The organism is Allobosea sp. TAB14 (assembly GCF_052113865.1).
Taxonomy (GTDB): domain Bacteria; phylum Pseudomonadota; class Alphaproteobacteria; order Rhizobiales; family Beijerinckiaceae; genus Allobosea; species Allobosea spartocytisi.
In genome coordinates, this window is the sequence record NZ_JBFRDQ010000058.1 from 19091 (window position 1) to 30038 (window position 10948).

At 66.4% G+C, this 10948-nt stretch carries 11 protein-coding genes and 2 pseudogenes; 1 reads left to right on the top strand and 12 read right to left on the bottom strand.

The annotated features are described in order from the left end of the window. Nucleotides 1-87 precede the first annotated feature (87 nt). Entirely contained in the window at nucleotides 88-1005 is a 918-nt protein-coding gene (locus tag AB4Y99_RS11155; RefSeq protein ID WP_112764769.1) for a LysR substrate-binding domain-containing protein, read from the top strand. Here AB4Y99_RS11155 and AB4Y99_RS11160 read toward each other — a convergent pair. The 12 genes and pseudogenes from AB4Y99_RS11160 to AB4Y99_RS11215 form a co-directional block, all read right to left on the bottom strand. Then, complete coding sequence (locus tag AB4Y99_RS11160; RefSeq protein ID WP_441523357.1) at nucleotides 992-2335, bottom strand: MmgE/PrpD family protein; 1344 nt, start codon at nucleotides 2333-2335, stop codon at nucleotides 992-994. The two genes, AB4Y99_RS11155 and AB4Y99_RS11160, sit on opposite strands and share 14 nt — an antisense overlap. Before the next feature lie 25 nt (nucleotides 2336-2360). Beyond that, on the bottom strand, nucleotides 2361-3911 hold the full coding sequence (locus AB4Y99_RS11165; protein WP_133565823.1) for an ABC transporter substrate-binding protein: 1551 nt from the start codon (nucleotides 3909-3911) through the stop codon (nucleotides 2361-2363). A 205-nt stretch (nucleotides 3912-4116) separates the two neighbouring features. Continuing rightward, nucleotides 4117-4434, bottom strand: coding sequence for a hypothetical protein (locus tag AB4Y99_RS11170; RefSeq protein WP_441523358.1), 318 nt, complete (start codon nucleotides 4432-4434; stop codon nucleotides 4117-4119). A 61-nt stretch (nucleotides 4435-4495) separates the two neighbouring features. Next, nucleotides 4496-4795, bottom strand: a pseudogene (locus AB4Y99_RS11175) (hydroxymethylbilane synthase); the annotation flags it as partial. Nucleotides 4796-4934: 139 nt separating this feature from the next. Continuing rightward, nucleotides 4935-5666: an amino acid ABC transporter ATP-binding protein gene (locus tag AB4Y99_RS11180; RefSeq protein ID WP_038357780.1), complete on the bottom strand. Its 732-nt coding sequence runs from the start codon at nucleotides 5664-5666 to the stop codon at nucleotides 4935-4937. A gap of 65 nt (nucleotides 5667-5731) precedes the next feature. Then, a complete protein-coding gene (locus AB4Y99_RS11185; RefSeq protein WP_038357668.1) occupies nucleotides 5732-6376 on the bottom strand; it encodes an amino acid ABC transporter permease in 645 nt (214 codons plus the stop codon). 11 nt (nucleotides 6377-6387) lie between these two features. Continuing rightward, nucleotides 6388-7050, bottom strand: coding sequence for an amino acid ABC transporter permease (locus AB4Y99_RS11190; RefSeq protein ID WP_441523359.1), 663 nt, complete (start codon nucleotides 7048-7050; stop codon nucleotides 6388-6390). Nucleotides 7051-7077: 27 nt separating this feature from the next. Next, nucleotides 7078-7917 carry an aldo/keto reductase gene (locus tag AB4Y99_RS11195; protein ID WP_441523360.1) on the bottom strand — a complete coding sequence of 280 codons (840 nt, stop codon included), beginning with the start codon at nucleotides 7915-7917 and terminating at the stop codon, nucleotides 7078-7080. Then, nucleotides 7914-8972 (bottom strand): Gfo/Idh/MocA family protein, encoded by a 1059-nt coding sequence (locus AB4Y99_RS11200; RefSeq protein WP_142023348.1) that lies wholly within the window; start codon nucleotides 8970-8972, stop codon nucleotides 7914-7916. Before AB4Y99_RS11200 ends, AB4Y99_RS11195 begins: the two co-directional genes overlap by 4 nt. Continuing rightward, nucleotides 8969-9403, bottom strand: coding sequence for a type II 3-dehydroquinate dehydratase (aroQ, locus tag AB4Y99_RS11205; protein ID WP_133565829.1), 435 nt, complete (start codon nucleotides 9401-9403; stop codon nucleotides 8969-8971). Before aroQ ends, AB4Y99_RS11200 begins: the two co-directional genes overlap by 4 nt. A gap of 93 nt (nucleotides 9404-9496) precedes the next feature. Beyond that, the gene (locus AB4Y99_RS11210) at nucleotides 9497-10327 is read right to left on the bottom strand and encodes a transporter substrate-binding domain-containing protein (protein WP_133565830.1); all 831 of its coding nucleotides are present in this window, start codon (nucleotides 10325-10327) and stop codon (nucleotides 9497-9499) included. 153 nt (nucleotides 10328-10480) lie between these two features. Then, a pseudogene (locus AB4Y99_RS11215) lies at nucleotides 10481-10948 on the bottom strand (hypothetical protein); the annotation flags it as partial.

Here is a 10948-nt window from a genome sequence, read left to right on the forward strand (position 1 = left end):
TTTCCCTTGCCGGCTGAGACGTTAGGGAGCCATCTTGTATTTCGTCAAAGTCGTTTTTTGCTGGTTCCTATTCTTCAGGGTTATGCGATGGTTCGGCGGCTCAACCTGCGTCAGGTCGAAGCCTTCAAGGCGGTCATCGAATACGGCACGGTGAGCCGCGCCGCCGAGATGATGAACATCTCGCAGCCCGCGATGAGCAAGCTGATCGCCCATCTCGAGGCCGATACGGGCTTGCAGCTCTTCGACCGGGTGAAGGGGCGGCTGGCGCCGTCGCGGCGCGGCATGCGACTCTATGAGGAGATCGACCGCATCTTCGCGGGCGTGCGCCAGGTCGAGAATGCGGTGGAGGCCATCCGCCGCGACGAGCAGAGCCGGCTCCTGATCGGCGTCATGCCGGCGCTGTCGGGCTCCTTCATCCAGGAAGCGACCTCGCGCTTCCTGAAGGCGCAGCCCGGGGTGTTCTGTTCGGTGCAGTCGCGCAGCTCGCAATGGATCGCGGACGGGCTCGTCACCCGCAAGCTCGATGTCGGGCTGATCGTCGCGCCGATCGACAATCCCTATATCGTGGCGGAGCCGCTCATGGCGCATCCGGTCGTCTGCATCCTGCCGCTCGACCATCCGCTCGCGGCGCGGGAGGTGATCACGCCTCGCGACCTCGAAGGCGTTCCCTTCGTTTCCTTCGATCCCGAAAGCCATACCAGCCGGAGCATCGGCCGGGTCCTGGATGCCCATGGCGTCGTGCCGAACATCGTCATGGTGGCGAACGTCTCGCCCACGCTCTGCGAATTCGTCGCCGCGGGAACGGGCGTCTCGCTGGTGCATCCGCTGATCGTCGGCGGATTGCGTGACAAGCTTGCCATCCGGCGCTTCGAGCCGGGCGTTCAGCTCCATTTCCAGCTCTGCCGCATCCGCGACAGCCGCAACGCCCGGCTGGTCGATGCCTTTCTGCGAGGCGCACGCGAGGTGGCGGCCGAGATTTCGCAGACGATCCTTACGCCGGGCTGAGCCTCAGGGTCGCGAAGGCTTGCAGCAGCGAAGCGTGATCGCCGTCGCGCAGGTGGCGAAGCGCGGCAAGCAAGGACTGCCGTTGCGCCGATGTGGCGACGAGCCGGCAGGCCCGTTCCAGCTTGATCTCGAGATCGGCCCAGGACGGCGGATCCGAGGCTTCGCCGCGCGGCGCGGTGACGGGCGAGGCGAAGGAGCGTCCCTCGATGTGGATGGTGACGCGGGACAGGGTCTGCGCCGGAAAGCGGGCGTCGAGCGCGGGGTCGAGATTCAGCGAGACCTTCTCGGCGAGGGCGACGATCTCGGGCCGGTCGACGGCCGCTTCCGTCAGCGGCAGCAGCGCCTCCGGCCCGTCGATCGCGAGCAGGGCGAGGCAATAGGGGATCGAGAACTGGATATCGGTGAAGCTCTGGGGCCGTGGCCGGTTCGCCAGACGCAGGGCGCCGGAAAAGGTCGCGACCTCGATGGCGTCGATGCGGTGCGGCTCGATGCAGTTTTCGGCGAGGAGGTCCAGCAGTGCCTCGGCCGGCGCATGGACATGCCGGCAGCAGGCATGGAACTTCATGTAGTTGCGCGCGATGTAATGCTGTCGGCCAAGACCCTCCGCCAGCCCTTCGAGCAAAAAATGCTCGTCATTGTCGAGAAGCGTCAGAGGGCCGGTATGTCCCGCCTCGGCCAGCAGCAGCGCGTTCGCGGCCGTCACGCTCGACCAGGGAATGCCTTCCTTGACGTCGCTGCCTTCCTGCGCGCGGAAGGCAGGCCCCGCCCCGGCATGGAGCTGGTTGGGCGCGCTGATGCCGGCGATGGCAAAACCATGCGCCAGTTGCTCCGCCGGCGTGCGCCTCAGAAAGCCGAGGGCCGCGACGACGCCGTAGCCCGACCACATCCCGGTATTGGCATAGAAGCGTCGGGCCGCGCCGACCGCGACGCCGACCTCGTAGCCGACGACGATCGCCTGCAGCAGCTCGTCCGTCGTGGCCCCTGCCTCCTGTGCCGCTGCGAAGGCGGCCGGGATGATCGCGGCTCCGGGATGGCCGCGCGCGATCCTGTGCCCGTCGTCGAGATCGAGTGCGGCGGAAGCCGAGGCATTGCACCAGATCGCGCCGGCAAGGCCCGAGCTCTGCCCCGTGAACCAGACGGGCAGGGCGCCGCCGGCCATGGTCACCCGCGCGACCTGCCGAACCGCGCGCGGGCCCGGCGCCGCGATGCCGGCGGCCGCGGCCGCCACGAGATCGAGCACGCTGCGGCAGGCCGCCTCCCGCAGTTCCGCCGTCAGGGGCTCGCGGCGGGCGGCGCCGATAGAGGCCGCGAGGTGTCGCACGATCTCCACGGCGGAGCTCCCGGCTCGGACAGTCTCAACGCGGCTTCAGCGTGGTGGCTTCGGTGATCGGCGGAGCGAGGTTCATCGCGCCCTTGAGCTCGTAGCCGAGATCGAGCCGGTCGCTGCGCGCCCAGACCTGCCGCAGCTCGAAGAGCGGGATGGCGCAGACATCCTCCATGATCTTGCGCTGCGCCTCCTTCCACAGGGCCTTCTGCGTGTCGGCATCCGGCGCGGTGCGTGCTTCCTCGATCTCCTTGTCGGCGACCTTGCAGTGCGAGAAATTGGTCGCGGCGGTGGGCGTGCCCACCGTCGCCCGCGAATGGAAGAACTCGCTGAGATAGGTGTCGGCGATCGGGAAGCGCGCCGCGCCGTAGAAGACCAGGCCGCTCAGGTCCTTGCGCGTCTGGCTCTGATAGGTGGCGTGGTCGACGACCTGCATCTCGAGCTTGATCCCGGCCTTGGCGAGCTGCGCTTGGATGATCTCCATGATCGGTTGCTGCGCCGAGATGTTCGAGACGATGGCCTTGATCGTCACGCCGTCCTTGTGGCCGGCCTCGGCGAGCAGTTCCTTGGCCTTGGCGAGATTGAAGTCGTAGCGGACCGAGCAGTCCTCGCCGAGATAGCCGGGCGGCACGATCGAGCAGCCCTTGGGGCCGACATCCTTGCCGACATAGCGCACGAGGTCGTCGACATTGACCGCGGCGGCGATGGCGCGGCGCACGCGGATGTCGTCCAGCGGCGGCTGGCTCTGGTTGAGGTGCAGCAGCCGGTATTCGCCGGGCCGGAAGATCTCGACATTGAAGCCCGCACGCTTGCGGGCGGAATCGACCCAGCGCTGCTCGCGCTTGGCATAGATCAGGTCGACCTCGCCGGAGGTGAAGGCGAGCTCGCGGGCGCTGTCTGAGGGGATGGCGCGGATCACGATGCTGTCGATCTTCGGCTTGCCGCGGAAATAGTTCGGGTTGGCGGCGAGCTTGACGTATTGCTGGGTCACCTGCTCGACGTAGGTGAAGGGGCCGGTGCCGACGGGATTCGTGCCGAATTTGTCGCCCAGCTCCTCGGCCGCCTTGCGGCTGACGATGTTGCCGCCATGGTAGTTCGTGACGCGGCCGAGGAAATTGACGTCCGTATATTTCAGCGTGACCCGAACCGTGAGATCGTCGAGCTTCTCGACCTTTTCGATCGCCGCGAAATCCGAGGAGAAGGTCGAGCGCTTGGGGTCGGCCGAGCGCTGCAACGAATAGACGACATCGTCTGCCGAGAGCGTGCCCCAGTCGCCATGGAACTTGACGCCCTGGCGGAGATGGAAGGTCCAGACCTTGCCGTCCGGCGACTGCTCCCAGCGCTCGGCCAGATCCGGCTCGATATCCTTCGGATCGGCGCTCCCCGGCTTGAACCGGACGAGGCCGTTATACATCCAGCCGATCACGGTCTTGTCGCTGGTGGAGCTGGCGCGGTGTGCATCGAGCGTCGAGACGTTGCCGTCCCCGGCGACGCGCAGCACGGTCTCCTGGGCCATGCCCGCAACCGGCAGGCAGGCGGCGAGCACCAGGCCGGCGAGCCCGACGACAGAGTTCCTGATCATGCAATCCCCTCGACTTTGTTTCTTGGCTCCAGTCTGGGCGCTGCGATCCCAGGCTGTCCAAGTCGAAATCGGGTGGGGCGTATTCTGATTGGTTATGGAAGAGGGGCTCGCGGCAGCCGCCATCGACGGCATCACGCGGATGGCGCGATACCGCGACGTTTGAAAAGGCTGCGATGCCGATGGCCGGACGGGCCTGCGGGTCGTGTCAGGATTTGAACAGCTTGAAGTGGCTGTTGAATTCCCGGTAGCTGGTTTCCAGGATCCTGGTGCCGCCTTGTGTCTTCAGCGCCTCGCCGGTCGCCACGCCGAGATCGGCCGCTGTCTCCGCCGGCCCTTCCTCGGTGGCGATGATGCGTTCCTGCCCGTCGAGCGAGGTGACCTGAGCCTGCAGCGTCAGCCGGCCGTCCTTCCAGCTGGCGCAGGCCCCGACCGGCAGGCTGCAGCCTGCTCCCAGCGTATGCATCATGGCGCGCTCGGCATCGACTTCGGCGCGCGTCTGCGGGCACTGGATGGCCTGCAGCACCTTGAGGATGTCGCTGTCCTGCGCGCGCGCCTAGCGTCGCGCCGCAGAGAGCGTCGCGCGGATCTTCGCGCTTGGGCACGGCGGCGAGCACGAGCCCGTCGCGCAGGGTCGTCGGCAGGTCCTTCAGGGAATGGACGACGAAGTCCACCTCGTTGCGAAGAAGCTGTTCCTCATGCTCGGTCGTGAAGACGCCGACCATGCGAAACTGGTGGAATTCCGACACCCTGTCGCGATCGGCGACGGTCGAAGCCGATCGGATCTCGAATTCGATCTCCGGGAATGCCGCCTTGATCAGACCGATGACGAAGTTAGTCTGAGCCATCGCCAGCGGGCTTCGGCGGGTGCCGACTCGAAGCAACATTTGTTCTTTCCGAATTCAGGTAGCGGACTGCCCAATGTGACCGGGGCTGTAACATCGCTCACCCGGCGCGCCTAGTGCCGCCATGCGGGAACGAGCCGCGACTGAATGCGGGCAGGCCGCCAATGTCCGGCGGATCTGCTCAATGATGCGCGAGGATTTCCCCGAGAAAGGCACGCGAGCGCTCGTGTCGCGGGTTCGAGAAGAACGCGTCCGGCGCGTTCTCCTCGACGATCTCGCCATCGGCCATGAAGATCACGCGGTCGGCCACCTGGCGCGCGAAGCCCATTTCATGGGTGACGCAGATCATGGTCATGCCGTCGCGCGCCAGGGACACCATCGTGTCCAGCACTTCCTTGACCATTTCCGGGTCGAGTGCCGAGGTCGGCTCGTCGAACAGCATGGCCTTGGGCTCCATGCACAAGGCGCGCGCGATCGCGACGCGCTGCTGCTGGCCGCCGGAGAGCTGGGCCGGGTATTTCGCCGCCTGATCGCCGATGCGCACCCGCTCCAGGTACTTCCGGGCCGTCTCTTCCGCCTCGGCGCGCGAGAGCTTGCGCACCCGCATCGGCGCGAGGATGCAGTTTTCCAGCACCGTCTTGTGCGGAAACAGGTTGAACTGCTGGAACACCATGCCGACCTCGCGGCGTACGGCATCGACGGCGTCCTGGCTGTCGCTCAGCCGGTGGCCTGCCACCACGATCTCTCCGCTCGCGATCGGTTCGAGATGGTTGATGCAGCGGATCAGCGTCGACTTGCCCGAGCCGGAAGGGCCGCAGAGCACGATCTTCTCGCCCTTGGTGACCGAGAAGTCGATGCCCTTGAGGGCATGGAACGGGCCGTAGAACTTCTCGACCTGCCGCATCTCGATCATTGGAGCGGCCGCTTCTTGGACGGCGCGGCTGGTGCTGTCATGGGTCCGGGTCATGTCGATCTCCCTCATTTTGCCGCCCCGGCCGCCATTCGCTGCTCGAGCCTGCGGCCCCAGAGCGAGAGCGGCCAGCACATGGCGCAGTACAGCGCGCCCACCACGCCGAAGACGAGCAAGGGCTTGTAGATCTGGTTGGAAACGATGGTGCCGGCCCGGGTCAATTCGATGAAGCCGACGATCGCGGCAAGCGACGTTCCCTTGAGCAATTGCACGAGGAAGCCGACGGTCGCCGGCAGCGAGAGCTTGAAGGCCTGCGGCATGACGACGTCGACCATCCGGCTCCAGCCGGGCAGGCCGAGCGCATTGGCGGCCTCGCTCTGGCCTGATGGCACGGCCTGGATCGCACCGCGCCAGATCTCGCCGAGGAAGGCCGAGGCATGCGCCGTCAGCGCGACCGAGACGGCGGCCCAGGCCGGGAAGTTGAAGCCGAGCAGCGGCAGGCCGAAATAGGCGACGAAGAGCTGCATCAGCAGCGGCGTGCCCTGGAACACCCCGATCCAGCAGATCATCGGAATCCGCAGCCAGGGCGAAGGCGAAACCCTGAGCACCGCCACGACGATGCCGAACAGGATGCCGCCGACGAAGCCGATGACGGTGAGGAACAAGGTCCAGAGCAGGCCTTGCAGCAGATAGGTCAGTTCCTGGATGCCCATGTCCTGCTTCCTCAGCGCTGCGGATAGCTGAAGGCCCAGCGGCCCAGCGCCGCGAGCAGCCACATCGTCGCGAGCGAGATCACCAGATAGATCGAGGTCAGCGTGAAATAGACCTCGAAGCTGCGGAAGGTTTCCGCCTCGATGCGCTGGCCGACCGAGGTCAATTCATAGGCGGAGATCGAGGTGCAGATCGCCGTGGTCAGCGTCAGCAGGATGAACTGGCTGGCGAGCGACGGGTAGATCGCGCGCAGCGCCGGGATGAGCACGATCAGCCGGAAGACCTCGTGCTTGTGCAGGCCGAGCGCCAGGCCGGCTTCCGTCTGCCCCTTCGGGATGCTCTCGACGCCGCCGCGGATGATCTCGATCGCATAGGCGCCGCCATTGAGGCCGAGCGCCAGGATGGCCGTGACCGTCGGATTCAGGCGGACGCCCGCGAGCGGCAGCGCGAAGAACAGAAAGAAGATCTGCACCAGGAACGGCGTGTTGCGGATGATCTCGACGAAGAGCGTCACCAGCAGCGAGGGGATCCGCATCTGCATCCGCAGGATGACCACGCCCATGACACCGACGACCATGGCGATGACCATGCCGGAAAAGGCCAGGAACAAGGTTCCCAGCGCTCCGAACAGTAGCGATTTCCAGGCGTCGGCCACGACGCTGAAGTCGAGAGTCATCGTTCTTCCCTTGCGGTGCGCTTTGTCTCAGTCATCCCAGGCGGGCGCCCACTCGAAGCTGGAATAGCGCTGGCCGCGGGCAAGCCCGTGGATCGCAGCCATGTCTTCCGGCGACAGTTCGAAATCGAAGAGCTCGAGATTGGCCCGCATGTTCTCGGGCTTGGACGAGCGCGGGATCGCGCCGACGCCATCCTGCTGGACCAGCCAGCGCAGCGTCACCTGTCCCGCCGACTTCCCGTATTTGCGGCCGAGCGCATTGAGCAGATCGTTGTCGAAGACCTTGCCGCGCGCGATCGGCTGGTAGGCGTTCAGCAGCATGCCGGCGCGCCGCATCCGGGCCAGCAGCTTCTCCTGCGACAGGAAGGGGTGATACTCGACCTGATTGCAGAACAATTCGGCCTTGTGGATCTCCAGCGCCTCGTCGAGCAGCGCGACCGGGAAGTTGCTGACGCCGATCAATCGCGTGCGTCCCTTCCGCTTCTCCTCGGCGAAGGCTGCCAGCGTCTCAGCCAGCGGAACATCCTTCGTCGGCCAGTGGACGAGCAGCAGATCGACCTGGTCGAGCCCGAGCCGGTCGAGGCTTTCGTCGACGCGGCGATGGACGGTCTCCGGTGCGAGGTCGTTGAACCAGATCTTGGTCGTGACGAAGAGCTCGGCGCGCGGTACGCCGGAGGCGCGGATCGCCCGCCCGACCTCGGCCTCGTTGCCATAGCGGATCGCCGTATCGATCTGCCGGTAGCCGAGATCGATCGCGGTACGGATCGCCGCCTCGCCGGCCGGGCCGGTGATCTCGAAGGTTCCGAACCCCAGCGCCGGAATGACCTCGCCCTGGATCGTCTTGGTCGTCGCTGCGATCGTGCCGGTCATGGGGCCGCTCCTCCTTGTGCGAGCATCTCCGCCAGCGTGACCGTGCGGTCTTCGCGGGCGGCAAGATCGACCGCGAGCGTCGCGGCCAGCGTGGCCATGCCGTCCCGGGCGGTGATCAACGGCTGCTGCTCCCGCCTGACGACGGCGGCGAAATGGGTAAGCTGGGCGACATAGGTCGGCAGGCCGGCAGCGCCGCGGTAATGCCGCGCCAGCGGGTGCTGCCAGTGTTCGTCGTCGCGCTCGTGACGCCACAGATACATGTCCGAGACCGACAGCGCCGCCTTGCGCCCGGCCAGGAACAGGCAAGGCCCCGGCTGCGTGGGATGGTAGAGCGCCTGGCCGGAGCTGTATTCCCAGGCCCAGGGGCTGACGGCGTTGTCGGAGATGATGAAGCTGCCCAGCGCGCCATTGGCGAAGCGGATCGAGAGGCTCGCTCCATCCTCGACCGCGAAGCCGCGCGCATGGGAGGTGAAGGCGCGGATGCTGTCGATCTCGCCGACCAGGTGGCGCAGGATGTCGATGTCGTGGATCAGGTTGATGAGCAGCACGCCCCCGCCAGCGCTTTTCCTCCAGGCGACGTCGAAATAGTTGGCCGGCTTGTCGAACAGCGTCATGCCGTTGACGGCGACGATGTCGCCGAGCTCGCCGGCTGTGATCGCCTGCTTCGCCGCGCGGATGTCGGGGCTGTGGCGGCGTTGATGGCCGACCAGCACCGGCACGCCGGTGCGTTCGGACGCCTCGACGATCCGGGCGGCGGAAGCGATGCTTTCCGCGACGGGCTTCTCGATCAGGCAAGCGATGCCGCGTTCGATGCAGGCCAGCGCTGCCGGGGCGTGGAGCTGGTTCGGCAGCGCGATGATCGCGCCGTCGGGGCGCAACTCGTCGAGCATGGCGACATAGTCGGACCGGTACGGCACCGACAGCCGCTCGGCCAGCTTCGCGGCCTCAGGGGAGGGGTCGCAGATGGCGGCGATGGCGATGTCGGGATGCGACGCCATCAGGTCCGCGTGCTCGCGGCCGATGAGGCCCGCTCCAAGCAGGGCGATGCGGATCATCGGGTCAGCTCTGCCATGGCGCGCAAGGCGAGCCGATAACCATAGGCGCCGAGCCCGGCGATCACGGCGGTGGCCGTCTTCGAGACCAGCGAGTTGTGGTAGATCGCCTCGCGCTGATGGATGTTCGAGATGTGCAGTTCGATCTTCGGGCGATCGAACATCTTGAGCGCGTCGAGTATGGCGATCGAGGTGAAGGTGTATCCCGCCGGATTGATGATGATGCCGGCGGCATCCTTCCGCGCGGCATGGACCGCCTCGATGATCTCGCCCTCGAAATTCGACTGGCGGAAGTCGATGGCGAGGCCGAGCTCGGCCGCGTCGGTCTCGCACCAGCCCCGGATCTCGTCGAGGGTGGTGCGGCCGTAGATCTCAGGCTCGCGCTGGCCGAGCAGATTGAGGTTCGGCCCGTTCAGGATGAAGATCGTTCGCATGGCGGTTCCTGGCGAGATCGGCAGTCGGACGCGGCCGCATGGATGCGGTCGCGCCTCGTCTCAAGGGGGTCGGGTGGCGCCCGGTGCGGCCCGTCACTTCACGGTGAAGGGCACGCCCTCGACGGCAGCCGGGAAGCTCGGCAGGGGCTGGGCCAGCCATTTCTCGCTGATCTTCGCGAGCCGGCCATCGGCCGCGACCTTGTCGATGAACTGGTTGAGCCAGGCATTGATCTCGGCATCGCCGAGCTTGGTGCAGATGCCCTGCCATTGCTCGTTGAAGACCAGCTTCTGCTCGTAGTCGTTGCCGGGCGAGGCCCTGTCGAGATTGATCTTGTAGGTCGTGTTGCCGCCGATCGCATCGACCTGGCCGGAGACCAGGGCCTGCATCGTCGAGCTGTCGTCGTCGAAGCGGCGGATATTGGGGATGTCGCCGAGCAGCGTCGTGATCGACTTGTCCTGCGCGGCGCCGCGCGGCACGCCGATGCGCAGGTTGCGGGCATCCTCGATGGTCTCGATCTTGTTCTTCTTGCTGGAGAGCAGGATGATCTTCAGGCCCGAATAGGGCTTCGAGAACTGCACGGCCTTGGCGCGGTCGGGATACATGCCCATCACGGCCATCTGCAGATCGACCTTGTTGGTCAGCAGGTTGGGGATGCGGGCGGCCACGGCGTTCGGCACGAACTCGACCTTGACGCCGAGCTCCTCGCCGATCAGCCGGCCCACATCGACGTCGTAGCCGATGTTCTGGCCGCTCGCGTCGATCGAGCCCCAGGGCGCCTGCTCGCCCATCACGCCGATGCGGATGACGCCCGCCTTCTTGATCTTTTCGAGCGACTGGGCGTCGGCCTGCGCGGTGGCGCCGACGAAGCCGAGCCCTGCCACCAAGGCAAATGCGGCGGCGCGAAGTGAAGAAATGCCCAACATGAATCCTCCTCTGACGTGCTGATATGTCGCCGGCTTCTCGGGCCGGCTGCCTGACCTCGAAGCGTTGCCGCTTCGATCTCTTGCCCCTCGTCGAAAGCCTGGAAGCTGAATCCGGCTTTCGGGGTCGTTCATCCCGCGCGAGCCTGTGCGCGGTTATTGCGCCTGCATATCCTCGCTGGTGAGGCTGAAGGCGGTTTCGTAGACATCGGCGCGGGGTGCCGCGAGAGCCCCGGTGGCTATCGCTAGCCGTTGTGCCTCGGGCAGGGCCGCCTCGATTCCGGCCTGGGACGCGCCTTCCAGCAGCAGCACGGCGTCGAAGCCTCTCTCCGCCATCGCGCTGCGCAGCTCCGTCTCGCGGGTGCGGACGCCGGAAACCTCGCTGCGGGCGATCCCGAGATGGACGCAGGCGACGCCGGGCAGGGCGAGCACGGCATCGACGAGGCCCTGCGCCGCCTGTCGCAGGACTGCGCCGCTGCCGGCCTCCGCGAAATCAAAGCGCAGCGTCGCCATGCTGCCGCCGTCGCCGGTCCCGGCCGACGCGACCCTGTCGCAGGCGACGCGCAGGAAATTCTGGAAGCTCGGCGCGATCTCCGCCGTCCAGCGCGTGGGATTGTTCAGCCG

Coding starts and splice junctions, on each gene's coding strand:
- AB4Y99_RS11155 (WP_112764769.1), top strand. CDS start 88: ATGGTTCGGCGGCTCAACCTGCGTCAGGTCGAAGCCTTCAAGGCGGTC.
- AB4Y99_RS11165 (WP_133565823.1), bottom strand. CDS start 3,911: ATGATCAGGAACTCTGTCGTCGGGCTCGCCGGCCTGGTGCTCGCCGCC.
- AB4Y99_RS11180 (WP_038357780.1), bottom strand. CDS start 5,666: ATGATCGAGATGCGGCAGGTCGAGAAGTTCTACGGCCCGTTCCATGCC.
- AB4Y99_RS11185 (WP_038357668.1), bottom strand. CDS start 6,376: ATGGGCATCCAGGAACTGACCTATCTGCTGCAAGGCCTGCTCTGGACC.
- AB4Y99_RS11190 (WP_441523359.1), bottom strand. CDS start 7,050: ATGACTCTCGACTTCAGCGTCGTGGCCGACGCCTGGAAATCGCTACTG.
- AB4Y99_RS11195 (WP_441523360.1), bottom strand. CDS start 7,917: ATGACCGGCACGATCGCAGCGACGACCAAGACGATCCAGGGCGAGGTC.
- AB4Y99_RS11200 (WP_142023348.1), bottom strand. CDS start 8,972: ATGATCCGCATCGCCCTGCTTGGAGCGGGCCTCATCGGCCGCGAGCAC.
- aroQ (WP_133565829.1), bottom strand. CDS start 9,403: ATGCGAACGATCTTCATCCTGAACGGGCCGAACCTCAATCTGCTCGGC.
- AB4Y99_RS11210 (WP_133565830.1), bottom strand. CDS start 10,327: ATGTTGGGCATTTCTTCACTTCGCGCCGCCGCATTTGCCTTGGTGGCA.